Source organism: Streptomyces paradoxus (genome assembly GCF_014202475.1).
GTDB lineage: Bacteria > Actinomycetota > Actinomycetes > Streptomycetales > Streptomycetaceae > Streptomyces > Streptomyces paradoxus.
Window position 1 is genome coordinate 340,680 of record NZ_JACHGV010000001.1, and the last position, 24,858, is coordinate 365,537.

General features: G+C 72.0%; 24 protein-coding genes. 7 read left to right on the top strand and 17 right to left on the bottom strand.

Annotated elements, in window-relative coordinates:
• From HNR57_RS01570 to HNR57_RS01630, 14 genes are all read right to left on the bottom strand, one after another.
• Positions 1-642, bottom strand: a complete 642-nt coding sequence (locus tag HNR57_RS01570; protein WP_184554762.1) for a phosphorylase family protein — start codon at positions 640-642, stop codon at positions 1-3.
• Positions 642-2,636: a squalene--hopene cyclase gene (shc, locus tag HNR57_RS01575; protein WP_184554764.1), complete on the bottom strand. Its 1,995-nt coding sequence runs from the start codon at positions 2,634-2,636 to the stop codon at positions 642-644. Before shc ends, HNR57_RS01570 begins: the two co-directional genes overlap by 1 nt.
• A 122-nt stretch (positions 2,637-2,758) precedes the next feature.
• A complete protein-coding gene (locus HNR57_RS01580; protein ID WP_184556486.1) occupies positions 2,759-3,892 on the bottom strand; it encodes a polyprenyl synthetase family protein in 1,134 nt (377 codons plus the stop codon).
• The gene (gene hpnE, locus HNR57_RS01585) at positions 3,892-5,304 is read right to left on the bottom strand and encodes a hydroxysqualene dehydroxylase HpnE (RefSeq protein ID WP_184554768.1); all 1,413 of its coding nucleotides are present in this window, start codon (positions 5,302-5,304) and stop codon (positions 3,892-3,894) included. The genes HNR57_RS01580 and hpnE overlap by 1 nt, the downstream gene beginning before the upstream one ends.
• The gene (locus tag HNR57_RS40805) at positions 5,301-5,492 is read right to left on the bottom strand and encodes a DUF6380 family protein (RefSeq protein ID WP_376772136.1); all 192 of its coding nucleotides are present in this window, start codon (positions 5,490-5,492) and stop codon (positions 5,301-5,303) included. Before HNR57_RS40805 ends, hpnE begins: the two co-directional genes overlap by 4 nt.
• The gene (hpnD, locus tag HNR57_RS39320; RefSeq protein ID WP_184554770.1) at positions 5,489-6,439 is read right to left on the bottom strand and encodes a presqualene diphosphate synthase HpnD; all 951 of its coding nucleotides are present in this window, start codon (positions 6,437-6,439) and stop codon (positions 5,489-5,491) included. Before hpnD ends, HNR57_RS40805 begins: the two co-directional genes overlap by 4 nt.
• A complete protein-coding gene (gene hpnC / locus HNR57_RS01595) occupies positions 6,436-7,338 on the bottom strand; it encodes a squalene synthase HpnC (RefSeq protein ID WP_184554773.1) in 903 nt (300 codons plus the stop codon). Before hpnC ends, hpnD begins: the two co-directional genes overlap by 4 nt.
• Before the next feature lie 359 nt (positions 7,339-7,697).
• On the bottom strand, positions 7,698-8,477 hold the full coding sequence (locus HNR57_RS01600) for an ABC transporter ATP-binding protein (protein WP_184554776.1): 780 nt from the start codon (positions 8,475-8,477) through the stop codon (positions 7,698-7,700).
• The gene (locus HNR57_RS01605) at positions 8,470-9,399 is read right to left on the bottom strand and encodes an ABC transporter permease (protein ID WP_184554779.1); all 930 of its coding nucleotides are present in this window, start codon (positions 9,397-9,399) and stop codon (positions 8,470-8,472) included. The genes HNR57_RS01600 and HNR57_RS01605 overlap by 8 nt, the downstream gene beginning before the upstream one ends.
• 107 nt (positions 9,400-9,506) lie before the next feature.
• On the bottom strand, positions 9,507-10,379 hold the full coding sequence (locus tag HNR57_RS01610; RefSeq protein WP_184556489.1) for a glycosyltransferase family 2 protein: 873 nt from the start codon (positions 10,377-10,379) through the stop codon (positions 9,507-9,509).
• Between the two features lie 5 nt (positions 10,380-10,384).
• Positions 10,385-11,164 carry a CDP-alcohol phosphatidyltransferase family protein gene (locus HNR57_RS01615; RefSeq protein ID WP_184554781.1) on the bottom strand — a complete coding sequence of 260 codons (780 nt, stop codon included), beginning with the start codon at positions 11,162-11,164 and terminating at the stop codon, positions 10,385-10,387.
• A complete protein-coding gene (locus HNR57_RS01620; protein ID WP_184554786.1) occupies positions 11,142-12,203 on the bottom strand; it encodes an iron-containing alcohol dehydrogenase family protein in 1,062 nt (353 codons plus the stop codon). Before HNR57_RS01620 ends, HNR57_RS01615 begins: the two co-directional genes overlap by 23 nt.
• Positions 12,191-12,943: a phosphocholine cytidylyltransferase family protein gene (locus HNR57_RS01625; protein ID WP_062930342.1), complete on the bottom strand. Its 753-nt coding sequence runs from the start codon at positions 12,941-12,943 to the stop codon at positions 12,191-12,193. The genes HNR57_RS01620 and HNR57_RS01625 overlap by 13 nt, the downstream gene beginning before the upstream one ends.
• Complete coding sequence (locus HNR57_RS01630; protein WP_184554789.1) at positions 12,940-14,757, bottom strand: DUF5941 domain-containing protein; 1,818 nt, start codon at positions 14,755-14,757, stop codon at positions 12,940-12,942. The genes HNR57_RS01625 and HNR57_RS01630 overlap by 4 nt, the downstream gene beginning before the upstream one ends.
• A gap of 277 nt (positions 14,758-15,034) precedes the next feature.
• Between HNR57_RS01630 and galE the strand changes: the two genes are divergently transcribed.
• The 3 genes from galE (at position 15,035) to idi (ending at position 17,990) form a co-directional block, all read left to right on the top strand.
• Positions 15,035-16,006 carry a UDP-glucose 4-epimerase GalE gene (gene galE, locus HNR57_RS01635; protein ID WP_184554791.1) on the top strand — a complete coding sequence of 324 codons (972 nt, stop codon included), beginning with the start codon at positions 15,035-15,037 and terminating at the stop codon, positions 16,004-16,006.
• A 148-nt stretch (positions 16,007-16,154) separates the two neighbouring features.
• A complete protein-coding gene (locus HNR57_RS01640) occupies positions 16,155-17,093 on the top strand; it encodes a cation diffusion facilitator family transporter (RefSeq protein ID WP_184554794.1) in 939 nt (312 codons plus the stop codon).
• A 303-nt stretch (positions 17,094-17,396) separates the two neighbouring features.
• Complete coding sequence (idi, locus tag HNR57_RS01645; RefSeq protein ID WP_184554797.1) at positions 17,397-17,990, top strand: isopentenyl-diphosphate Delta-isomerase; 594 nt, start codon at positions 17,397-17,399, stop codon at positions 17,988-17,990.
• Positions 17,991-18,014: 24 nt separating this feature from the next.
• On the opposite strand, the gene HNR57_RS01650 is transcribed toward idi, so the two are convergent.
• Positions 18,015-18,521 carry an ATP-binding protein gene (locus HNR57_RS01650; protein WP_184556492.1) on the bottom strand — a complete coding sequence of 169 codons (507 nt, stop codon included), beginning with the start codon at positions 18,519-18,521 and terminating at the stop codon, positions 18,015-18,017.
• A 218-nt stretch (positions 18,522-18,739) separates the two neighbouring features.
• Here HNR57_RS01650 and HNR57_RS01655 point away from each other — a divergent pair, with 218 nt between their 5' ends.
• Positions 18,740-19,495, top strand: a complete 756-nt coding sequence (locus HNR57_RS01655) for an enoyl-CoA hydratase/isomerase family protein (protein ID WP_184554800.1) — start codon at positions 18,740-18,742, stop codon at positions 19,493-19,495.
• Here HNR57_RS01655 and HNR57_RS01660 read toward each other — a convergent pair.
• Positions 19,482-20,117, bottom strand: a complete 636-nt coding sequence (locus HNR57_RS01660; RefSeq protein ID WP_184554803.1) for a DJ-1/PfpI family protein — start codon at positions 20,115-20,117, stop codon at positions 19,482-19,484. The genes HNR57_RS01655 and HNR57_RS01660 overlap by 14 nt on opposite strands.
• Positions 20,118-20,150: 33 nt before the next feature.
• A complete protein-coding gene (locus HNR57_RS01665) occupies positions 20,151-21,110 on the bottom strand; it encodes a GlxA family transcriptional regulator (RefSeq protein ID WP_184556495.1) in 960 nt (319 codons plus the stop codon).
• Between the two features lie 117 nt (positions 21,111-21,227).
• On the opposite strand from HNR57_RS01665, the gene HNR57_RS01670 reads away from it, so the two are divergent.
• The 3 genes from HNR57_RS01670 (at position 21,228) to HNR57_RS01675 (ending at position 24,791) form a co-directional block, all read left to right on the top strand.
• Positions 21,228-22,103 carry an SCO6745 family protein gene (locus HNR57_RS01670; RefSeq protein ID WP_184554806.1) on the top strand — a complete coding sequence of 292 codons (876 nt, stop codon included), beginning with the start codon at positions 21,228-21,230 and terminating at the stop codon, positions 22,101-22,103.
• Between the two features lie 66 nt (positions 22,104-22,169).
• Complete coding sequence (locus HNR57_RS40215; protein WP_267889763.1) at positions 22,170-22,295, top strand: LPFR motif small protein; 126 nt, start codon at positions 22,170-22,172, stop codon at positions 22,293-22,295.
• Positions 22,296-22,394: 99 nt separating this feature from the next.
• The gene (locus tag HNR57_RS01675; RefSeq protein WP_184554809.1) at positions 22,395-24,791 is read left to right on the top strand and encodes a Tex family protein; all 2,397 of its coding nucleotides are present in this window, start codon (positions 22,395-22,397) and stop codon (positions 24,789-24,791) included.
• The last annotated feature ends 67 nt before the right edge of the window (positions 24,792-24,858 follow it).

The window sequence follows — 24,858 nt, forward strand, 5'->3', positions numbered from 1 at the left end:
TCACCTCCTGGGGAGCAGCAAGGAACGGTGCCATTCGAAGAAAGCGGGAAGGACGGAACGAAGGACACGGAAAGCTGATATTCCACCGCGCACCGTGCCGATCCGGACGAGTTCATGTTCAGGAGCGTCCACGACCACCCGGACGGCCGCAACCGGGCGCTCGCCCGCACGCACGGCGCTCAGGAGCGTGACGGCGGACTCCATGTCGACCGCGATCGCACCGGTGGCGCGCAGAGCGGACCGTTCGGGGCCGCGCACGACGTGGTCGGAGCCGGTGAGCGGTCCTGTGTGCACGGTCCGCCCGGGCAGCGCGCGAGCCAGTTCCTCCACCAGCAGTTCGGTGCCGACGCAGGGCGTCGTGCCGCGCGGGTCGCGGGTCTCCTCGGCGACGACCAGGTCACCGGGGTGCATGCCCGGTGCGAGGCCGGCGCAGAAGCCGGTGGCCAGGACGGCGGCGTCGCGCAGGGCCGGGTCGGCCAGCATGCGGGTGACGGCCCGCTCGGCGGCGGCCGGCCCCATGCCCGTCCGCAGCACCGTGACCGGTCCGCCGGCCCCGCCCCGGCCGCCGGCGCGCAGGGCGAACTGCTCGATGCCGAGCGCGCAGGCGATCAGCAGCGGGACCGGGGCGGGCTGCGCGCTCATCAGCTCCCCTTGAGCCGGTCGGCGAAGGGCTCCCCGTGGACGTACCGGCCGAGCGCCGTGAGCGGGAACACCTGCCGGTAGAGGTGGTAGTTGATCGAGAAGTCCCACGGGAAGCCCGTCCCCGTGAAGTACGGCTCGTCCCAGGAGCCGTCCTCCCGCTGGGTGGCGGCGAGCCACTCGACACCGCGTTCGACGGCCTTGGAGTCGCGCTCCCCCGCCGCGAGCAGGGCCATCAGTGCCCAGGCCGTCTGCGATGCGGTCGAGGCGCCCCGGCCGCTCCACCGCCTGACGTCCCGGTAGGAGCGCAGGTCCTCGCCCCAGCCGCCGTCGTCGTTCTGGACCGACTCCAGCCAGGCGACGGCCCGCCGGATCGCCGGGTGCGCGGCGGGAAGGCCGGCCGCGGTCAGGGCGGGGACGACGGAGCCGGTGCCGTAGACGTAGTTGACGCCCCAGCGCCCGAACCACGAGCCGTCCGGTTCCTGCTCGGCCAGCAGCCACTCGATGCCCCGCCGGGTGCGGGGGTCGTGGGCGAGGCCCTCGATGGCGAGCATCTCCACGACGTGCGCGGTGACGTCCGCGGAGGGCGGGTCGATGACCTCGCCGAAGTCGCAGAACGGCAGCCGGTTGGGGAAGGGACTGGTGTTGTCGACGTCGAAGGCGGCCCATGCGCCGTTCTTCGACTGCATGCCGAGCGTCCAGCGCATGCCGCGGACGATGGCCCTGTCGAGCCGCTCCGGGTCGTGGTGGGCGATCCGGCGCAGCGCGAGGATCACCTCCGCGGTGTCGTCGATGTCGGGGTAGTTGTCGTTGTGGAACTCGAACGCCCAGCCCCCGGGCGGCAGTCCGGGCCGCTTCACGGACCAGTCACCGGGCCGGACGATCTCCTCGCCCAGCATCCAGTCGGCCGCCTTCACCAACTGCGGGTGGTCGGGGGGCAGTCCGGCGTCGACGAGGGCGATGACGGCCAGGCAGGTGTCCCACACGGGCGACTGACAGGCCTCGATCATCCGGGACCCGTCCTCGCGCCATACGGCGAACCGGTCCAGGGACGCCAGCCCCTCGCGCATCACGGGGTGTTCGAGGTCGTAGCCGAGCAGGTGCAGGGCGATGACGGAGTACACGGCCGGGGGCTGGATGCCGCCCCAGCAGCCGTCGTTCTCCTGCCGTTCGATGATCCAGCGGGCGGCGCTGTTCATGGCGGCCCTGCGCAGTCTGCGCGGGGCGACCTTCCGCAGGGCGTGCAGGCCCTTGTCCATCCGCTGGAAGGCGCCGTCCCAACTGAACGGCGAGGCGAGGGGCTTCGGCGGGTTGGGCCGGTCCGGGTCGGTGTGCAGCTCGTCGAGCGGGAAGGGCGCGGGGCGTACCGGCCGCTTCGCGGAGACGATCGTCAGCGGGACGATGGTCTGCCGCGCCCAGCAGCCGAAGTCGTAGATGTTGAGCGGCACCCACTTGGGGAGGAAGACGAACTCCGGCGGGAGTTCGGGCAGGTCCTCCCACTTCCACCAGCCGAACAGGGCCAGCCAGATCCGGGTGAAGACCCGGGCGGCGGCGATGCCGCCCTGTGCGCGGATCCAGGCGGAGGCCTTCGCCATGTGCGGGGCGTCGGGCGCGTCACCGGCCAGGCGGAGGGCGACGTACGCCTCGATGGTGGCGGACAGTTCGCCCGGTCCGCCGTAGAAGGTGGCCCATGTGCCGTCCTCGCCCTGCTCGCCGCGGATGAAGAGGGCGGCGGCCTGCGTGGTCTTCTCGTCGCGGATGCCGAGGAACTGACGGAGCAGCAGGTCCTCGGCGTCCATCGTGACGTTGGTCTCGAGGTCGCCCTTCCACCAGCCCTGGGCGTCCTGGCGGGAGAGCAGGAAGTCGGTGGCGCGCCGGGCGGCGCGTGCGGCGGCTTCCGGTACCCCGGCCGTCCCGGGGGTGTGCGTGTCGGTGTCGCTGGCCGCGGCGGCGCGGGGTGGCAGGGCCCCGGTGCTTCCGTCGGTCGTCGCTGTCATGGCTTCCCCTTCGTGCAGTCCTGCATGGCGTGCATCTGCTGTGGGTCCGCCGTCGGCCGGTGCACCGTGATGACTCACGGCACCGGCCGGCGACTACGCGAGGGCTATTCGGCCGATAGTGATCATCTCTTTCGTACGACGACGAAGTCCGCGAGGGCCGTGAACTGTGCCCGCACCCGGTCGGGCATGTCGACGGCATCGAGGGCTTCGATGGCGATGGTGTGCTGACGGCGTGCCTCGTCGGCGGTCCACTCGCGGCCGCCGGCCTCCTCGATGAGGGCGGCCCGGGCCGCGAACTCCTCCTCGGAGAAGTTCTCGAAGTCGTGCGCCTTGGCGTCGGCGGCGAGGATCTCACCGAGCCGCTGCGAGGCTGAGCCGCCCGCCGCGAGGGCGGCCACGACCGGCAGGGACTTCTTGCGCTGGCGCAGGTCGCTCCAGGTCTGCTTGCCGGTGGAGACCGGGTCGCCCCAGATGCCGAGGAGGTCGTCGACGGCCTGGAAGGCGAGGCCCAGGTGATAGCCGTACTTCTCCAGGGTGTCGGCGGTGTGGTCGTCGGCGCCGCCGAGGACCGCGCCGATGGAGCTGGCGCAGGCGAGCAGGGCGCCGGTCTTGTTGCCCTCCATCTCCAGGCATTCCTCGACGCTGACGCGGTCGCGGTGCTCGTAGGAGATGTCCTGGGCCTGGCCGTCGATCAGGGCGCGGCTGGCCGTGGTCAGACGGCGGGTGGCGCGGCCCGCCTCGACGGTGCCGAGTTCGAGGAGCACCTCGTTGGCGAGGGCGAACAGGGCGTCGCCGACCAGGATGGCCTGGGCGGGGCCGTGCACCTTCCAGACCGTGTCGCGGTGGCGGCGCTGCTCGTCGCCGTCCATGAGGTCGTCGTGGAGGAGGGAGAAGTTGTGGACCAGTTCCACGGCGACGGCACCGGGGATGCCGGTCTCGGGGGCGGCGGACATGACCTCGGCGGACAGCACCGCGAGGGCGGGACGCACGGCCTTGCCGCCGTCGCCCTCGGCGGGCCTGCCCTGGGCGTCGATCCAGCCGAAGTGGTAGGCGGCAACAGTGTCCATGGGAGGTGCCAGGCGGTCGACGGCCGCCCGCAGTACCGGAGTGGCCAGGGTCCGGCCGCGCTCCAGCAGCGCGGTCACGTCCACCGCCTCGGCAGTCTTCGAGGCCGGGGGCACAGTGGGCACAGTCTCTCCTCTTGTTGCGGTACCGGGGGTGCGGGGGCCGCCCGCCGCACCGGCCTGAGCCGGCATCATGCCGCCTCCTCGAACTCGAAGAGGGCTTGCGGGCGGGGCCGGCCCAGGGCGCCCAGCACGGCGTCCGCCGCGCTCACACCACTGCGGACCGCACTCTCCATGGTCGCGGGCCACCCGGTGGCGGTCCACGCTCCGGCCAGGTAGAGGCCGGATGCCTTGGTGCGGGCGCCGGGCCTGAGGCGCCCGACGCCGGGGGTGGGAGCGAACGTCGCGGTGCGCTCCCGGGTGACGAAGAAGTCCCTCACTTCGGCGCCGCGGGCCGGCGGCAGCAGCCGCTCCAGCTCGGGCAGGTAGCGCTCGCGCAGCACCGCGACGGGCGTGTCGATCTCGTCCTGCGCCGCCGACTGCGACACCGCGAGGTACTGCCCCTCGCGCAGCCCGGACGCGTCGGTGCGGTCGAAGACCCACTGCACGGGGCTGCCGAGGGCGGTGAAGAACGGCCGGCCGAGGACCTTCCGGTCGTACACCACATGGACGTTGAGGATGGGCGCGGTACCGATCTCCAGGAGCCGTTCGGGCGCGTCGAGGGCGCCCGCGGGCAGCAGGTCGTGTGCCTCGCGCTGCGGTACGGCGAGGACCACGGCGTCGGCCCGGAGCGTCTCGCCGGGCACCTCGACGGTCCACTGCCCGTTGCCGTCCGGGGATACGGAGGTGACGCGGGTGCGGACCTCGGTGCGCACGCCCGCGGAGTCGAGCGCCTTGCGGGCCAGCCGGTCGTGCAGCTCGCCGAGCGGGACGCGCGCCCAGCCGATGTCGGCCGCGCCGGGGTCGGACAGCAGACCGGTCTTGAACACCATTGCGGCGAGCGCCAGGGAGGCGTCGCCCGCGACCGCGTTGAGGGTGGCCACCCCGACGAGGTCCCACAGGGCCTCGACGGCGCGCGCCGACTGGCCGTGCGCGGCCAGCCAGTTGCCGAAGTCCTGCGTGTCCAGCGCGGGGTCGGTGAGGTCGAGCTTCCTGAGCGCGAGCGCGGCCCGGCCCACCCTGGCCCGGTCGGCGAGCGACAGGTGCGGATAGGAGGCGAGGCTGCGCCCCAGGTGCAGCGGCACGGGCAGGGCGTCCCGCCGCAGCCTGCCCAGCCGGCGTCCCTCGGGCCGGGCGAGGTCCAGGACGGGTACGTCGAGCCGGTCCTGGAGCGGGGCGAGTGCCGCGCCCTCGATGCGGTCGAGGAACCAGCGGTAGGCGGTGCAGCAGCGCAGGTACACGTGCTGGCCGTTGTCGACGGTGAGATCACCGCGCTGGAACGAGAAGGCCAGGCCGCCCAGTCTCGGCCTGCTCTCCAGCAGGGTGACGCGCACCCCGGCGTCGGCGAGCGCGAGCGCGGTGGTGACACCGGCGAGCCCGCCGCCCACCACGACGGCGTGCCGTCCCTGTGCGACCGGTCCCCCGGACCGTGTGCCATGGGTCATCGCGCGCCCTCCCCCGCGGCCCGGGCGTGCTGCTCGAACGGTGCACGACCGGCCGTCTCCGTCAGGGACGCGGCCCCGGGCCGGAGGGTTGCCCGCCGGTTGTCTCCGACGGCTCGGCCGAGAGGCGCGTCGCACCCGCGCCCGGTCTCCCGGGCCACACCGCCTACGGCGGCCTCTGTGCCGTTCACACACGCCTCCTGACGGTCCGCCGGGTCACATGCCGGGCGTCGAGACCGGACAGGCCGCGCACGGCGACGTACGCCTTCTCGCGTCCGGGCAGGGAGACCCGGCCGCGCAGCACGGCCTGCGGGTCGCGTTCGATGCGGTCGAGGAGGCGGCGGTAGATGCCCGCCATGGCGGCGACGCAAGCCCCGCTGCGCCGGTCGAGCATGGGGAGCAGCCGGTAGCCCTCGGCGAACAGAGCGCGGGCCCGTCGCACTTCGAAGTGCACGAGGCCCGCGAAGTCGGAGCCCTCCGGCGGCCGCGGCCCGCTGAAGCCGGCCGAGCAGCCGAACTTGGCGAGGTCGTCGGCGGGCAGATACGTACGCCCGTCCTCGGCGTCCTCGCGGACGTCTCTGAGGATGTTGGTGAGCTGGAGCGCGAGCCCGAGCGTGTCGGCATACTCCGGCGCGCGGTCCACGCCGCGCGCCCCGGGTTCCGTACCGAAGACCCCGAGCGAGAGACGCCCGATCGCGCCCGCCACGCACCGGCAGTAGACCTTCAGGTCGTCCCAGGTCTCGTAGGTCTCACCGCGGACGTCCATCAGGACGCCGTCGATGAGCTCGTCCAGGCCGCCGAGCGGGATCGGGAAGGCCCCGGCGGCATGCGCGAGGGCGACGGCCACCGGGTCGGTGTCGTCCTCGGCGACCTCGTCCTCGCGGATCCGGGTGAGCAGCGCCCTGGTCTCCTCCAGCCTGGCCACCTTGACGTCGTCGGCGAGCGCGCCGTCGCCGATGTCGTCGACCCGCCGCGAGAACGCGTACAGCGCCGACATGGCCCGGCGCTGGGGCGTCGGCAGCAGCCGGATGCCATAGGCGAAGTTTCGGGCCTGGCGCCCGGTGACGGCCTCGCAGTAGCTGTAGGCGGCGAGTACCGGTGGGGACGCGTGTGGTTCCGGCTCCACGGTCCGGATCACCCCTCTCCTCGCAGAGTCACGCCCACCTCACGCAGCAACCGGACCTTGCCGGGCTTGGGCGGGCCGGGAAGTACGTCGTATCCGGCGGCGGCGATCGCGTGGACGGCCGCCCTTCCCCCCGCCACGAACCCCGCGAGCAGCAGCTTCAGCCTGCCGTGGACGCTACCCACCAGGGGGGCGCCTTCATTCAGGAGATCCCGGGCCCTTTGCGCTTCGTACGCAATCAGCGCACGGACCGACGCTCCGGCGGATTTCGTGGCGAGGTCCGCCTCCTGGACGTGGAAGCGTTTCATGTCGGCCGCGGGCAGGTAGACCCGGTCGCGGGCGAGGTCCTCGGCGACGTCCTGGAGGTGCTCGACGATCTGCAGAGCCGTGCAGATCATGTCGGAGCGGCGGATCCGCTCGGGCGTCGAGGTGCCGGTGACGGCCAGGACGAGACGGCCGACGGGATTGGCGGACAGCTCGCAGTAGGCGAGCAGGTCGTCGTAGGTCTCGTACCGGCCGACCAGCTGGTCCTGGCGGTTGGCGGCGATCAGGCCGAGGAACGGCTCGGGGGTCAGCGAGCAGCGGCGCACGGTCGGCTGGAGGCGGCGCAGCAGGGGATGGCGCGGGGCCGAGCCGAAGACCCGGCGCAGGTCGGCCTCGAAGGCGTCCAGCAGGACCAGCCGGTCCTCGGCCTCCCGCGGGGACACACCGAGCAGGCGGGCGTCGGCGCCGCCGGGGGCCAGGTCGCCGTCGCCGATGTCGTCGACCAGACGGGCGAAGCCGTAGACGGCCATGAGATCGGTGCGCCAGGTCCGGGGCAGGAAGAAGGGGGCCACCGGGAAGTTCTCGGCGGCGGCCTTGTCGAGCGTGCCGCGCTCCGGATCGAGGGGGCGCGCCGTGCCGGTTCCCGTCACCGCCGGCTGCCCGGCGCTGGGACGGCACGTGCTGCGTGGAGCTGGGGAGTTTCCGAAGCCATCGCCGTCACATCTCCCGTTCTACACTGCCGACCCAATACGCACTATTTCGGACACGCCGCCCAGCCGTCCGCACGGTGGCCCGACGGGCGGTGTCGCGCATTATTGCCCTGATTGCCGCGTTTCGGGACCGGTACAGCTTACGTTGTACAACGCGACACGGTTCGTCAGGGTGTACCGCACATCACGACAACACACCGATTGGCCCCAAGATTCCTGAGATGGGCCGGAGTTGACGTTTCCTTTGCAGACGCGGGGCCCCGCCGGAGCAGTTCCGCCGGGGCCCTGTCCGCATCGGGCTACTTGCCCGTGAACTTCTCGTACTCCTTGAGCACCTCGTCGGTGGGGCCGTCCATGCGCAGCTCGCCGCGCTCCAGCCACAGGACGCGGTTGCAGGTGTCGCGGATGGACTTGTTGTTGTGGCTGACCAGAAACACCGTGCCCGCTTCCTTGCGCAGCTCCCGGATGCGGTCCTCGGAGCGCTTCTGGAACTTCCGGTCGCCGGTCGCCAGGGCCTCGTCGATCATCAGGACGTCATGGTCCTTGGCCGCGGCGATGGAGAAGCGGAGCCGGGCCGCCATGCCCGAGGAGTAGGTGCGCATGGGCAGGGTGATGAAGTCGCCCTTCTCGTTGATGCCGGAGAAGTCGACGATGTCCTGGTAACGCTCCTTGATCTCCTCGCGGGACATGCCCATGGCGAGCCCGCCCAATATGACGTTGCGTTCGCCGGTGAGGTCGTTCATCAGGGCCGCGTTGACGCCGAGCAGCGAGGGCTGGCCGTCGGTGTAGACCTTGCCCTGCTCGGCGGGCAGGAGACCGGCGATGGCCCGCAGCAGGGTCGACTTGCCGGAGCCGTTGGAGCCGATCAGGCCGATGGCCTCGCCGCGGTACGCCACGAAGGAGACGCCGCGCACGGCGTGCACCTTGCGCACGCCCCGCTCCTCGCCCCGCTTGATGATGCGGCTGAGGGCGGCCGTGGCGCTGCCCTTGCCGGTCTTGGCGCCGTTGACGCGGTAGACGATGTGCAGATCGTCCGCGACGACGGTGGGGACGCGTGCGTCCTGCTGCTGCTCAGCCACGGCCGTACCTCTCCTCCGCCTTCCAGAAGTACACGAAACCGCCCAGCGCGAAGAGCACCGCCCAGGCGCCCGCGGCCGCCCACACGTGGTCGGGGAGGAACTTCGAGCTGTAGTCGTCGATGAGGGCGAAGCGCATCAGGTCCATGTAGATCGCGGCCGGGTTCCACTGCAGGACGTTCGCGATCCAGGCCGGCTTGTCCGCCAGGAAGATCGGGATGGAGAACATCACGCCGGAGGCGTACATCCACGTCCGCATCACGAACGGCATCAGCTGCGCGAGGTCCGGGGTCTTGGCGCCCGCCCTGGCCATGATCAGCGCGAGGCCGGTGTTGAAGCAGAACTGCAGGACCAGCACCGGCACGATCAGCAGCCAGGACAGGTCCGGGTAGTGGCCGAAGCCGATCGTGATGGCGAACAGCACGATCATCGAGAACAGCAGCTGCTGGAGCTGCTGCAGCGCGAAGGAGACCGGCAGCGAGGCCCGCGGGAAGTGCAGGGCGCGGACCAGGCCGAGATTGCCGGAGATCGCGCGCACGCCCGCCATGACCGAGCTCTGCGTGAAGGTGAACACGAACACGCCCGTGACCAGGAACGGGATGTACACCTCACGGGACATGCCCCGGTCGGCCTCCAGCAGCAGGCCGAAGATGAAGAAGTACACGGCCGCGTTCAGCAGCGGCGTGGCCACCTGCCACAGCTGGCCGAGCTTGGCCTGGCTGTACTGGGCGGTCAGCTTCGCGCGGGAGAAGGCGAGGATGAAGTGCCGCCGGTCCCACAGCTGACGGACGTACTCGATGAGGGACGGCCGGGCGCCGCTGACGGTCAGCCCGTGCTTGGCGGCGAGTTCTTTCGCCGTGAGGCCCTCGTCGGGCGCCGCGGGCGCGCTCACCGCGACCGTGGCGTCGTGCGTTGTCTCACTCACTAGTGGAAACTTTCGTCTTCGAGATGCTCGGCCTGTGCCGGGGTCTGGCATGAGCCGGGGCCAGGGTACGGCCCGGGGGCTCCCGGATATCGCCGGATACGAGCTTGTCAGATGACGGGGGGCCGGCCCAGCCGGGTCAGCCGCCACACCGTACGCCACTTCATGGGCCGGCGGGGCCCGCACGAGGTGGTCCAGCCTTCGCGGAATCCGCCGAACCAGGCCCGCAGCGCGCTGCGGGAGGGACGGCGCAGCAGGGTGAGCAGCAGCCACACGCCGAGGTAGACCGGGACGAGCGGCACGGGGAGGTTGCGGCGGGCCAGCCAGACGCGGTTGCGGGCGACCATGCGGTGGTAGACCGCGTGCCGCGAGGGAGCGGTCGTCGGGTGGTACAGCACCATGTCGGACCGGTAGTCGATCATCCAGCCCGCGTCGAGGGCCCGCCATGCCAGGTCGGTTTCCTCGTGGGCGTAGAAGAACGCGTCCGGGAGTCCCCCGACGTCGGCGAAGACGCGGGTGCGGACGGCGTTGGCGCCGCCGAGGAACGTGGTCACGCGCGAGGAGCGCATCGGGTCGGAGGCGCGCAGCCGGGGGACGTGGCGGCGCTGGGTGACGCCGGTCTCGGGGTCGGCTATGCGGAAACTCACGATGCCGAGCTTCGGGTCGGCCTCGAACGCCTCGCGGCACAGCTCGGCGGTGTCGTGGCTCGCGAGCAGTCCGTCGTCGTCCAGGAAGAGCAGGATGTCGACGTCCCGGCCGGCCGGGCCGAAGGCCTCGATGCCGACGTTGCGGCCGCCGGGGATGCCGAGGTTCTCGGGGAGCTCGATGGTGCGGACGCCCTCGGGGACGTCCGGGACGGGCGAGCCGTTGCCGACGACGACCACCTCGACCCGGTCGCCGTCCTGCTTGGCGACGGAGTCCAGCAGGGCGCGCAGTTCCTCGGGCCGGTTGCCCATGGTGATGATGACGGCGCCGACCTTCATGCCGCTCACTTCAGCCTGCTGGAGGCGAGGATGGACACCAGATGCAGCAGCGTCTGCACCAGCGCGATGCCGGCCAGCACCGCGACGCCGAGGCGGGAGAAGAACAGGTCGCCGCGGGCCTGGTCGGCGATCGCCAGCACGAGGATCAGCAGGGACGCCTCGATGCCGAGGATGAGGCGGTGGAACTTCAGGGCGCCGGCGGCCCTGCGGGCCAGCGCCATGCCGGAGGAGCGCATCTCGGAGGCGGCCTCCTTCACGGGAGGCTTGCCGGCCTGGTGCCGGGCGACGCCGACGAGGTCGGTCTCCGCCTTGATCAGGATGGCGCCGAGGGCGGCCAGGGTGCCGAGGAAGGCCCACAGCCAGTCGATGCGGCCGGTGCCCCACAGGTCGGCGGCGCGCAGGCCGAAGCCGGTGAGCACCGCGGCGTCGGTGAGGTAGGCGCCGACGCGGTCCAGGTAGACGCCGTTGAGCGAGTACTGCTTCTTCCAGCGGGCGATCTCGCCGTCGACGCAGTCCAGCAGCAGGTACATCTGGACGCACACCACGCCGAGGACGGCGCCCGTGATCCCCGGCACGAGCAGGGCCGGGGCCGCGAGCACACCGAAGACGGTCATCAGGTAGGTGAGCTGGTTGGGCGTGACCCTGGTGTTGACCAGGTAACGGTCGACCCGCAGGGACACCTCACGCATGTAGAGGCGTCCCATCCAGTGCTCACCGCTGCGCCGGTCCTTCACCCCCGCGGGGTGAACGACGGGGCGGAGTTCAGCTACCGATGGCCTTGACATAGTCGGCGTATGTGTCCTTGATCTGTTCGGTGTTCAGGTCGAGGTGTTCGAGGATGGTGTAGCGGCCGGGGCGGGTCTCCGGGGCGAACTCGACGGCCTTGACGAACTCGTCCGTCGTGAAGCCGATCTCGTCCGGCAGCACGGGCAGGCCGTGCCGGCGGAGCACCTCGGCCATGTAGGCCGACTCGTCGTGCGCGCCGCGCAGCCACATCGCGAAGGCCGCGCCGAGACCGCACTGCTCGCCGTGGGCAGCGGCGCGTTTGGGGAACAGCAGGTCGAAGGCGTGGTTGATCTCGTGGCACGACCCCGAAGCCGGCCGCGAGTCGCCCGAGATCGACATCGCGATGCCGGTGAGGACGAGCGCTTCGGCGAGGACCTGGAGGAAGTCGTTGTCGCCGACCCCGCCCGGGTGCCGGAGCACCGCCTCGCCCGCCTGGCGGGCCATGGCGGCGGCGAGTCCGTCGATCTTCTCGTCCTTGACGCGGTTGGCCAGTTCCCAGTCGGCGATCGCGTTGATGTTGGAGATCGCGTCACCGATGCCCGCGCGCACGTAGCGCACCGGGGCCTCGCGGATGACGTCCAGGTCGATGACGACCGCGATGGGGTTCGGCACGCCGTAGGAGCCGCGGCCCGCGTCGTTGTCGAGGGTGGCGACCGGCGAGCACAGGCCGTCGTGCGCGAGGTTCGTGGGCACGGCGACCAGGGGCAGGCCGACGCGTGCCGCGGCGAACTTGGCGCAGTCGATGATCTTGCCGCCGCCGAGGCCGACGACCGCGTCGAAGTGGCCGGCCTTTATGTCGCTCGCCAGCCGGACCGCGTCGTCGAGGGTTCCGCCGCCGACCTCGTACCAGGTGGCGCCGGGCATGCTCGGCGAGATGCGCTCGCGCAGCTTGGCGCCGGAGCCGCCGCTGACGGCGACGGCGAGGCGGCCGGAGTGCGAGATGCGCTCGTCGGCGAGGACGCACGCCAGGTCGTCGAGGGCACCCGGGCGGATGTCGACGACGAGCGGGGAGGGGATGAGCCGGGTCAGTACTGGCACGCGATCTCCCGTCCGCGGGCGAGATCGTCGTGGTTGTCGATCTCCACCCACTTGACGTCGCCGATCGGCGCCACGTCGATGCGGAAGCCGCGGTTGACCAGCTCCTGGTAACCGTGCTCGTAGAACTGCTGCGGGTCGGTCTCCCACACGGCCTTGAGCGCGTCGGCCAGCTCGGGGGCGGCGTCGCCCTCGATCAGCGTCACGCCGATGTACTCGCCGGTGGCCTCGGCGGGATCCATCAGCTTGGTGATCTTCGTCATGCCCTTCTCGGGGTCGACGACGACCTTCATCTCCTCGTCGGCCAGGTCCTTGACCGTGTCCAGCGCGAGGATGATCTTCTTGCCGTCGCCGCGGGCGGCGAGCAGCGTCTTCTCGACGGAGACCGGGTGGACGGTGTCGCCGTTGGCGAGGATCACCCCGTCCTTGAGGGCGTCACGCCCGCACCACAGGGAGTAGGCGTTGTTCCACTCCTCGGCCTTGTCGTTGTCGATGAGGGTGAGCTTGAGGCCGTACTTGGCCTCCAGCGCCTCCTTGCGCGCGTACACGGCTTCCTTGCGGTAGCCGACGATGACCGCGACCTCGGTGAGACCGATCTCGGCGAAGTTGCCGAGGGTCAGGTCGAGCACCGTGGGTTCGCCTTCTATGCCCGCGGGGCCCACCGGCACCAGTGCCTTGGGGAGGCTGTCGGTGTAGGGGCGCAGACGCCGTCCGGCGCCGGCCGCGAGCACGAGGCCGATCATGCGGTTTCTCCTTCATCGTGTACGGCGGGTGCGCCACCCTTGTGGGCGGCGACCCAGAAGCGGATGCTCTCGACGAGCACCACCAGGGCCACGGCCACGGCCAGTGCCGTGAGCGCGACCGTGAACTGCGAGGCGGTGAGCAGTGCGGCGAGGACGGTGACGAGCAGTGTCCGTCCTTCGTGCCCTCCGATGGAGCGCACCAGCCAGGCGGGAGGCGCTCCGGCGTCGCCGCGGATGCGGTAGACCGTGTCGTAGTGATGGTAGGCGACCGCGGCGACCAGCCCGAAAGCCGCAGGAAGGGCTCCGTTCACGTCCGCTTTCGCTGCCAGGACCAGGACGGTGCCGTACTCGGCGGCGCGCAGGAACGGGGGGACCAGCCAGTCGAGGGCGCCCTTGAGGGGGCGGGCGACGGCGAGACCCGAGGTCAGGGCGTAGGCCACGGCGGCGACGATCGGCCATGGGCCGCCGAAGTCCGTCAGCGCCGCGGTGAGGACGACGGCGAGACCGCCGAGCAGGGCGACGACGGGGGCGGTGAAGCCCGGCACCTTGCGGGCGGGCTTCTTGAGCGCCTCCGCGAAGCCCTGGGCGAGCGGGCCGCTGTCGGCGAGGTCGGCCAGGGCGCCGGCCGCCCGGTCGGTCCGCTTGGCCTTCCGCGTCAGGGAGCGCAGCACCCGGCCCGCTGTGGTGTACGTCGCCGCGAAGGCGCAGCCGATGAGCAGCGCGTAGAAGGTGATGCGGGGGGTGGTGACCGCCGTGAGCACGGCGATCATCGCCCAGCGCTCGCCGATGGGCAGGACGATCATCCGCCGGACCCAGACCGTCCAGCCGACGCTGTCGAGCTTGTCGGAGAGGGCGGCGGTGGGGCTGGTGTTGGCGGTGGCGTCGTGGTTGGCCTCGTTGAAGGAGAAGTCCACGACGTGCCGGCAGGTCTGCAGGACCATCGCGCCGAGGGCCAGTGCCCAGACGTCGTCGCCGCCGCGGGCGGCTCCGAGCGCGAGGCCGGCGTAGTAGGCGTACTCCTTGGCCCGGTCGAAGGTGGCGTCCAGCCAGGCGCCGAGCGTGGAGTACTGCAGGGAGTAGCGGGCGAGCTGTCCGTCGGTGCAGTCCAGCACGAAGGACGCGATCAGCAGGACGCCGGCCGCGACGAACCCGCCGCGGGTGCCGGTGGCCGCGCAGGCCGCCGCTATGAGGGCGGTGAGCAGGGAGGCGGTCGTGACCTGGTTCGGGGTCAGGCCGCGGCGGGCGCACCAGCGGGCGATGTAGCGGGAGTACGGGCTGATGCAGTAGGTGGTGAAGAAGCCGTCGCGGGCTTTCACGGCGGACTTCAGCCGTACGGCTTCGTCGTCGACGTCGGTCACGGCCTGCCGGGCCTCGTTGCGGGCCTGCGGGTCGGCGGGGACGGCGGCGACGAGAGTGCCCAGCTCGGGGCGGTGCACGGCGGTGCCGTCGGCGTCGAGAGCGGTGAGGATGCGGTCGGCGAGACTGCTGCCGACCAGAGTGGTGCCGCCGCCGGCGGAGTTCTCGCGGGCCATCGCCCGGGTCAGCGCCTGGCGGCCGGCGGGCTGGGCGGTGACGGCGCCGGGGATCGCGGCGAGCGGGAAGCGGGGGTCGGTGAGGGCGAGGCGCAGCGCGTGCACGTGCCCCACGAAGCGGGCGTCGACCAGGGCGACCCGTTCGTCGCCCGGTACCGCGGCGAGGAGGGTCTCGGCCTCGGCGGCGTCGGCCGCGATCCGGAGGTCGAACCCGAGGGACCGCAGGTCGGCCTCGATCGACGATCCGGGGACCGGCTGGCCGGTGAGGATGGCGGTCGACAACCGAATTCACTCCCTGGATACCGACGCGTCCGCGCCAGTGACGTACATGGTGGGGGCGCCCTCTCCGGTGGCTCCCGGGCGGCATGTCGGCAGAGGCTATCGGATGCCGGGACGGCCACGTTCACCGCCCGTTCGGCGGCTGGATCGACGTGGTTCGCACAAGCCTTTGCCGCGATCATCATCGTGGATCCGGGGCCCGCCCCACAAACCGCGCTCCCTAAGCGGACATCGGGGACATTGCGGGGGCGGTCGCCGTGGCCGCATAGGGTGGGCGACCATGACGTGGCTGATCACCGGCGGTGCCGGCTATATCGGAGCACATGTGGCCAGGGCCATGGCCGAGGCCGGGGAGCGCGTTCTCGCGCTGGACGACCTGTCGGCCGGGGTGCCCGCGCGGCTCCCGGCGGAGGTCCCGCTCGTGCGGGGTTCCTCGCTGGACGGGGAGCTGCTGAAGCGGGTCCTCGGCGAGCACGGTGTGACGGGTGTGGTGCATCTCGCGGCGCGCAAGCAGGTCGCCGAGTCCGTCGCGCAGCCGACGCGGTACTACCGGGAGAACGTCGGCGGCCTGGTGACCCTGCTGGACGCGGTGGCCGAGGCGGGGATCGAGCGGTTCGTGTTCTCGTCGTCGGCGGCGGTGTACGGCGACCCGGGTGTGGACCTCATCACGGAGGACACGCCCTGCGCGCCGGTGAACCCCTACGGCGAGACCAAGCTCGCCGGGGAATGGCTGGTGCAGGCGGCGGGGCGGGCGCACGGGATCTCCACCGTATGTCTGCGCTATTTCAACGTGGCGGGGGCCGCCGCGCCGGAGCTGGCGGACACGGGCGTCTTCAACATCGTCCCGATGGTCTTCGACCGGCTGACCCGGGACGAGGCGCCGAGGATCTTCGGCGACGACTACCCGACCCCGGACGGCACCTGCGTCCGTGACTACATCCACGTCGCCGACCTGGCCGAGGCGCACCTGGCGGCGGCCAGGCGGCTGGCCGAGGGCGGCGTCACGGGTGACCTGACGGTCAACATCGGCCGTGGAGAGGGCGTCTCGGTCCGCGAACTCGTCACGGTCATCGGCGAGGTCACCGGCGACCGCCGGCCGCCGCTCGTGGAAGGGCGACGCCCCGGCGACGCCCCCCGGGCGGTGGCCTCGGCCGCCCGGGCGGCCGAGGAGCTCGGCTGGACGGCCCGGCGCGGGGTGCGCGAGATGACCGAGTCGGCCTGGCGTGGCTGGCTGCTGCACCACGGCTCCTGACCCCTTGAGGGCGCCCTGACCTGCATATCGTTTCCGCAGGTCAGGGCAGATGACAACGGTGTTCAGTGCCGCGTTGCACATACCCCCTCCCCGTAGTTCACTGGGGCCCCCGAGCACGATCAGGCGGACACAGGGAGGCTGACTTCTCATGGGGGCTGGGCACGATCACGGGCACGCGCACGGCGCGGCGGCCGGCGGTACGGCGACCTCGGCGTACCGCGGCAGGCTGCGCATCGCGCTGGCGATCACGCTCGGCATCGTGGTCGTGCAGGTCGTCGGCGGGGCCCTCGCCGACTCGCTCGCGCTCGTCGCGGATTCCGCGCACATGGCGACGGACGCCCTGGGTCTCGGCATGGCGCTGCTCGCGATCCACTTCGCGAACCGCCCGCCCAGCGAGCAGGCCACCTTCGGCTACGCCCGCGCCGAGATCCTCGCCGCCCTGGCCAACTGCCTGCTGCTGCTCGGGGCCGGCGGGTACGTCGTGTACGAGTCGGTCCAGCGCTTCATCACACCCGCGGAGACCGAGGGCCGGCTGGCCCTGCTGTTCGGTGCGATCGGTCTGGCCGCGAACCTGGTGTCGCTGGCGCTGCTGATGCGCGGCCAGAAGGAGAGCCTGAACGTGCGCGGCGCGTTCCTGGAGGTCGCGGCCGACGCCCTCGGTTCGGTGACGGTGATCGTCTCGTCCGTGGTGATCATGCTCACGGGCTGGCAGGCGGCCGACCCGATCGCCTCGCTCGTCATCGCGCTGATGATCGCGCCCCGGACGTGGAAGCTGCTGCGCGAGACGCTCTCCGTGCTGCTGGAGGCCGCTCCCAAGGGGGTCGACATGGCGGAGGTGCGTTCGCACATACTCGCCACGGACGGTGTGGAGGACGTCCACGACCTGCACGCCTGGACGATCACCTCGGGCATGCCGGTGCTGTCGGCGCACGTGGTCGTCAGCCCGGAGGCCCTGAACGCGATAGGCCACGAGAAGATGCTCCACGAGCTCCAGGGCTGCCTCGGCGACCACTTCGACGTGGAGCACTGCACCTTCCAGCTGGAACCGAGCGGGCACGCCGAGCACGAGGCGCGGCTCTGTCACTGACGCGGTCGCCCACGACGCGTGTGGGGCAGGATGGGGCAGGTGGGGCGCACTCCGCCGCGAGTGCGCCGGGGAACGCAACCCTCCGCCGCGCGCCCGCGTCCTGAGCCCCACAGCTCCGGCATGGACGATTTTCCGCCTGTCCGGCCGGGCACGATCATCTACCGGGTCCCTTTCCCGGCGTCGGACCGGTGCAAGGCTGCGGTCCGCGCCGCCGCGCGGGACATGCGGGTGTGCCGCGAAGTGCCGGGAGTGCCGGATTCGTACGGCAGACTTGGGGCGCGAAGACCGATGTGAAGGATGGGTATGCCGATCACACCTGCCACCGCGACGCACAACCCGTCGAACGGCACCGCAGACGCGATTTTGCTGGAACTGGTCGACGAGGACGGCGTGACGATCGGCACCGCGGAGAAGCTCGCCGCCCACCAGCCGCCCGGCCGGCTGCACCGCGCGTTCTCGGTGTTCCTCTTCGACGAGTACGGCCGGCTGCTGCTCCAGCAGCGCGCGCTGGGCAAGTACCACTCCCCCGGTGTGTGGTCGAACACGTGCTGCGGCCACCCCTACCCCGGTGAGGCGCCCTTCGCGGCGGCGGCGCGGCGTACGTTCGAGGAACTCGGCGCCTCCCCGTCCCTGCTGGCCGAGGCGGGCACGGTCCGCTACAACCACCCGGACCCGGAATCCGGCCTGGTGGAGCAGGAGTACAACCACCTCTTCGTCGGCATGGTGCAGGCCGTGGTGCGGCCTGACCCGGAGGAGGTGGCGTCGACGGTGTTCGTGACCCCGCCGGAGCTGGCGGAGCGGCACGCCAAGGACACCTTCTCGTCCTGGTTCATGACCGTCCTAGACGCGGCCCGGCCGGCGATCAGGGAGCTGACGGGCCCGTCCGCCGGCTGGTGACCCGGGCCCTGACCGAACGGGGGATCAGGCGAAGCGCACGGGTTTGAGCGGCAGGGCGGCCCAGATCACCTTGCCGCCGGTCGCGGTGTACTCGACCTCGCACACACCGCCCGCCTCCCGGGTGATCTCGCGCACCAGGAGCAGTCCGCGCCCGCCGGTCCGGCCGTGGTCGGTCTCCAGGGCAGTGGGCCGGTACGGGTGGTTGTCCTCCACGGACACCCGGAGCCACTCGGCGCCGACGGCCAGCTCGACGGCGATCGTCGGTGAGAGCACCGCCGCGTGCTTCACGGCGTTCGTCACCAGCTCCGAGACGATCAGCAGCAGTCCCTGGGCCAGGTCGTCCGGGACCGGTACGCCCTGACGCAGCAGCAGGTCCCGTACGGCGTGCCGCGCCTGCGGGACGGAGGCGTCGACCGCAGGTGCGGTGAACCGCCAGACCCCTTCGTACGGCAGCGGATCCGCGGGCCCGGGGCCGAGGGGCGCCGCGCCGCCCTCTGGGCGCGGACCGAACCCACGCCCGTCGTCGTCCATCGTCCGGTCGCCACCCTCGCGCTCGATTGTCGCCACCCCCCGAGTGTTGGTAACGATGCGCCTCGTACCCCGGGACTGAACAGAAGTCAGCAACTATCGAGCGCTTCTGACCGTTGGCGTATGACACGGTCAGTTGTGGGACTGGTCCTGTCCCTGTTGTGCCGTCTCGGCGAACTATTCGGGTTGTACGGGTTTGGCATCCGGATAGCATCCGGCGCATGGAGCCGCAGCTGGAGCACCGCGTGACCGACTCGGTCGCGACGGTCGTCATACGCCATCCCGAGAAGCGCAACGCCATGACGACCGCGATGTGGCGTTCCCTTCCCGTCCTGCTGGAGGGGCTCGCGGGGGACCCGGCCGTACGGGCGCTGGTGCTGACCGGTGAGGGCGGCACGTTCTGCGCCGGGGCCGACATCTCGACGCTGCGCGGCTCGCCCGAGGAGGCGCAGGGGCTGGCCGTGCGGGCCGAGGAGGCGCTGGCCGCGTTCCCGAAGCCGACCCTGGCCGCGATCCGGGGTCACTGCGTGGGCGGCGGGTCGCAGCTGGCGGCGGCCTGTGATCTGCGATTCGCCGAGGAGGGGGCGCTGTTCGGGGTGACGCCCGCGAAGCTCGGCATCGTCTACCCGGCCTCCTCGACCCGGCGGCTGGTGTCGCTGGTGGGGCCGGCCACCGCCAAGTACCTGCTGTTCTCCGGTGAGCTGATCGAAGCGGAGCGGGCGCTGCGCACGGGGCTGGTGGACGAGGTGCTGCCCGAGGGCGAACTCGGCAAGCGGGTCGCCGAGTTCACCCGCGTCCTGGTGTCGCGTTCGCTGCTGACGCAGGCGGCGGCCAAGGAGTTCGCGGACGGGCGTACGGACCGGGACGCGCACTGGGCCGGGCAGGCGCGCGCGAGCGGCGACACCGCCGAGGGTGTCGCCGCGTTCCTGGAGCGCAGGCAGCCGCGGTTCGGCTGGAGCGTGCCTACGTCAGGGTGAGGTCGAGGTCCGAACGGAGCAGCTCGACGAGGTGCGCGGGGGCCTTCGCGGGTGACCCGGCGTCGTAGGGCGGCTGGGGGTCGTACTCGGTGGCGAGCTGGACGAGCCGGGCGTGGTCGTCACCGGCGATCCGGCCGAGGAGCGTCAGGCCCATGTCGATGCCCGAGGAGACTCCGGCGGCGGTCACGTACTTGCCGTCGGTGACGACCCTCTCGCCCGTCGGCTCGGCGCCGTGGCGCTTCAGCTCCTCCAGGGCCAGCCAGTGGGACGTCGCCCGGCGGCCCTCGAGGAGTCCCGCGGCGGCGAGCAGCAGCGAGCCGGTGCACACGGACGTCGTCCAGGTGCTGGTCGCGTCGGCCGTGCGCAGCCAGGTCAGCAGGGGCCCGTCGGCGGCCAGCGGGAGGGGGCCCGGGCCGCCGGGGACCACGATGATGTCGGGGTGCGGTACGTCGGCCAGGGCCCGGTCGGCGGTGAGCGCGAGGTTCCCGGAGTCGTTGCGCACGGGGCCGGCCTGCTCGGCGACGAAGACGGTCTCCGCGCCCGGAACCCGGCCGAGGGTCTCGTAGGGGCCGACGGCGTCGAGGGCGGTGAAGCGGTCGTAGAGGACGATGGCGATCTGCATGGGGTCCCTTCGTTCGGCTGCTGTCGATGCGGTTCAGGTTGTGGTGGCCGGGCGGAAGCGGCGGCGGTACTCGGCCGGGGGCGTTCCCAGGGTCCTGACGAAGGCCCGGCGCATGGCCTCGGGCGTGCCGTAGCCGCTGCTGCGGGCGATCTCCTCCACGCCACCGGCGGTGTCCTCCAGCAGGCGCCTGGCGTGTTCGAGGCGGACGCGGTCCACGTAGCGGCCCGGTGTCATGCCGGTCTCGGCGCGGAAGGCGCGGGCGAAGTGGCGGGGCGAGAGGCGGGCGCGGGCGGCGAGGGTCTCGACGCAGAGGTCCGCGTCCGGGTGGTCGGTGATCCAGCGCTGGACGTCCCGCAGGGGCTCGCGCTGTGCGGTCTGGGCCGCGAGCTGGGCGCTGAACTGGGCCTGGTTGCCGGGTCTGCGCAGGAACACCACCAGGTGGCGGGCGATGGTGAGGGCGGCGTCCCGGCCGAGGTCCTCCTCGACCAGGGCGAGGGCGAGGTCGATGCCGGCGGTGACACCGGCCGAGGTGGCGATGTGCCCGTCGCGCACGAAGACGGGGTCGGGGTCGATCTCGACGGCCGGGTGCTCGCGGGCGAGCCGGTCGCAGTACGCCCAGTGGGTCGTGGCGCGACGGCCGTCCAGGAGGCCCGCCGCGGCCAGCACGGCCGCGCCGGTGCACACGGAGACCAGGCGGCCGGCGCGCGGGCCCCGCTCGCGCACCCAGGCCACGAGGCGCGGGTCGGGCCGCAGGCTGCCCGTGCCGCCGGGGACGATGAGGATGTCCGGGTCCGGCGCGGTGGTCAGGGACCCGTCGGGTACGAGGGTCAGGCCGCTGGTGGTCCGCACGGGCGCGCCGTCCAGGGACGCCGTGCGGATCTCGTACGCGCCCGGCGCGAGCAGCTCCGCGCCCGCGAAGACCTCCACGGGCCCGGTGACGTCGAGACTCTGCAGGCCGTCGAAGAGGACGGCGAGAACCGTGCGCTGGACCACCATGCCGTCGATTCTTCGCGGGAGCGGAGTATGGCGGCAAGGACGAGTACCCCACCTTTCCTGCCAGGAGGCGCCGGGCCATAGAGGACATACCAAGCGGTTGGTAACCTGCCGGGCATGACGACTGCCGCCCTGGAGCCGCGCGCCGGCCGACGCTGCCACAACATGCTCAACTCCCTGCACGCGACCCACTACTTCTCGCCCGACCTGGGGCGGGAGCTGGGCGCCATCGGGGTCACCGACCCGCGTGCCGTGAACTTCGCCGTGCGGGCCGCCGCCCTCGGACCGGTCGGGGCCGGGGCCGTCACGGCGGCCTTCTACAACTACAAGTACGAGCTCGTGGCCCGGCACGTGCCGGCGGTGTGGGAGACCGCCGCACCCGGGCAGGTCCTGGCGGCACGCGCGCGTGCGGTCGACGCGACGCTGCGCCGCCTGCTCGGCGAGGAGGCCCTGGCATCGGCGGAGATGGCCGAGGCCGCGCGGCTCGCGCTGCGCGCCGCCGAGGCCTGCTCGCGCGGGGCGCGGCCGCTGTACGCCGCCCACGCCGATCTGCCCGTTCCCGAGGAGCCGCACCTCGCCTACTGGCACGCGGCGACCCTGCTGCGCGAGCACCGGGGCGACGGGCACCTGGCCGCCCTGATGTCCGCGGGACTGGACGGGCTGGAGGCGATGGTGACCCACACGGCGACGGGCAAGGGCATGGCCCCGAAGTGGGTGTGCGCCACCCGTGGCTGGAGGCGGGAGGAGTGGGAAGCGGCGGTGGAACGGCTGCGCGGGCGGGGGCTGCTGGCGGCGTCCGGCGACCTCACCGACCAGGGCGACGCGCTGCGGCGGGACATCGAGGAGGAGACGGACCGCCTGGACCGCGCCCCGTACGAGCACCTCGGACCGGAGGGCGTGGCCCGGCTGACCGAGCTGGGCGGGGTGTTCGCGCAGGCGGCGCTCGTGGCCGGGGCGTTCCCCGCGGACCTGATCGGAAAGGGTGACGCATAGTGACGCGTTCATGAGGTACCCGCACTCCACCGGCCGGCGCGGCCGGGATTGAGAAAGGGGAATTCCGTGTTCCGTGCTATCGCAGACGTGCTGCGCCAGATCGGCGGCGCCATCGCCACCGTCGTGACGCTGCCCTTCCGGGCGCTTGCCCGGCTCTTCGGCGGGGCCTCGTCCTCCACCCGCAGGGCCTGACCGGGACCCGGACCTGCGGGGTGTCGCCCTGATCCCCGAGTGTCGGCGCCACCTGCCACAATTGCCGCGCAACCTCAGTGGAGAAGGCGGTACGGGATCGTGACGACACCCGGGTCCAACGGGTCCATCAACGCAGTGTCCATCGAAGGCAGGATCGCCGAGGAACTCGGCGTACGGGAGCGGCAGGTCAGGGCCGCCGTGGAACTGCTCGACGGCGGTTCTACGGTGCCCTTCATCGCCCGCTACCGCAAGGAAGCGACCGAGATGCTCGACGACGCGCAGCTGCGCACCGTCGAGGAGCGGCTGCGTTACCTCCGGGAGCTGGAGGAGCGTCGGACGGCGATCCTGGAGTCGGTGCGCGAGCAGGGCAAGCTCACCGAGGAGCTGGAGGCGAGCATCCGGGGCGCCGAGACGAAGGCGCGCCTGGAGGACATCTACCTGCCGTTCAAGCCCAAGCGGCGCACCAAGGCGCAGATCGCCCGTGAGGCGGGGCTCGAGCCGCTGGCGGAGGGTCTGCTCGGCGACCCGGGCGTCGAGCCCCTCGCCGCGGCCGCCGCGTTCGTCGACGCCGACAAGGGCGTGGCCGATCCGCAGGCCGCCCTCGACGGCGCCCGGTCGATCCTCACCGAGCGGTTCTCGGAGGACGCCGACCTGATCGGTGAACTGCGCGAGCGCATGTGGGTGCGCGGGCGGCTGGCCGCCAAGGTGCGGGAGGGCAAGGAGGAGGCGGGCGCGAAGTTCGCCGACTACTTCGACTTCGCCGAGCCCTTCACCGAGCTGCCCTCGCACCGCGTCCTCGCGATGCTGCGCGGGGAGAAGGAGGAGGTCCTCGACCTCGTCCTGGAGCCCGAGGAGCAGACGGACGGCCCCTCCTCGTACGAGGGGATCGTCGCCCACAAGTTCGGGATCGCCGACCGGGGCCGCCCCGGCGACAAGTGGCTGAAGGACACGGTCCGCTGGGCGTGGCGCACCCGCATCCTCGTCCACCTCGGCATCGACCTGCGGCTGCGGCTGCGCACGGCCGCCGAGGACGAGGCGGTGCGGGTCTTCGCGGCGAACCTGCGCGACCTGCTGCTCGCCGCCCCGGCGGGCACGCGCGCGACGCTCGGCCTGGACCCCGGTTTCCGCACGGGTGTGAAGGTCGCCGTCGTCGACGCGACCGGCAAGGTCGTCGCCACGGACGTCATCCACCCCCACGTCCCGGCCAACCGCTGGGACGAGGCCATCGCCAAGCTGGCCCGGCTCGCGAAGGAGCACGCGGTCGAGCTGGTCGCCATCGGCAACGGCACCGCGTCCCGTGAGACGGACAAGCTCGCCGGGGAGCTGATCACCAAGCACCCGGAGCTGAAGCTCACGAAGGTGATGGTGTCCGAGGCCGGCGCGTCCGTGTACTCGGCGTCCGCCTTCGCCTCGCAGGAGCTGCCCGACATGGACGTGTCGCTGCGCGGCGCCGTGTCGATCGCCCGCCGGCTCCAGGACCCGCTGGCCGAGCTGGTGAAGATCGACCCCAAGTCGATCGGCGTCGGCCAGTACCAGCACGACCTGTCCGAGGTGAAGCTGTCGCGTTCGCTGGACGCGGTGGTCGAGGACTGTGTGAACGGCGTGGGCGTGGACGTCAACACGGCGTCGGCCCCGCTGCTCGCCCGGGTCTCCGGCATCACCTCCGGGCTCGCCGAGAACATCGTGGCGCACCGGGACCAGAACGGGCCGTTCAAGGCCCGCGGTGAGCTGAAGAAGGTGGCGCGGCTCGGCCCGAAGGCGTACGAGCAGTGCGCGGGCTTCCTGCGGATCCGCGGCGGTGACGACCCGCTGGACGCGTCGAGCGTGCACCCCGAGGCGTACCCGGTGGTGAGGCGCATGGTGAAGACCACCGGGCAGGAGGTCGCCTCGCTCGTGGGCAACACCGGGGTGCTGCGCTCGCTGAGGCCGCAGGACTTCGTGGACGACACGTTCGGCCTGCCGACGGTCACCGACATCCTGAAGGAGCTCGAGAAGCCGGGCCGCGACCCGCGCCCGGCCTTCAGGACGGCCGCCTTCAAGGAGGGCGTGGAGAAGATCTCCGACCTGTCGTCCGGGATGATCCTGGAGGGCGTCGTGACGAACGTCGCCGCGTTCGGGGCGTTCGTCGACGTCGGTGTCCACCAGGACGGACTGGTGCACGTCTCCGCGATGTCGAAGACGTTCGTGAAGGACCCGAGGGACGTGGTGAAGCCCGGGGACATCGTGAAGGTGAAGGTGCTCGACGTCGACATCCCGCGCAAGCGGATCTCGCTGACGCTGCGACTGGAGGACGAGGCGGCCCAGCAGGGGCAGCAGGGCGGCTCCGGTGAGCGCCGGCAGCGGGGTGGGCGTCCGCCGCAGCAGCGGCAGGGTGGGCGTGGTGGTGGCCGTGGCGGTGGTGGCGGTTCGCGTCAGGCGCCGCCGCCGGCCAACAGTGCGATGGCTGACGCCTTGCGCCGGGCCGGTCTGGCCGATCCGAAGGACGGGCGTCGCTGACGGTTCGCCATGGGTTCTCGGGTTGTGGGGAGCTGCGGGTCCGTCGTGGCTGGTCGCGCAGTTCCCC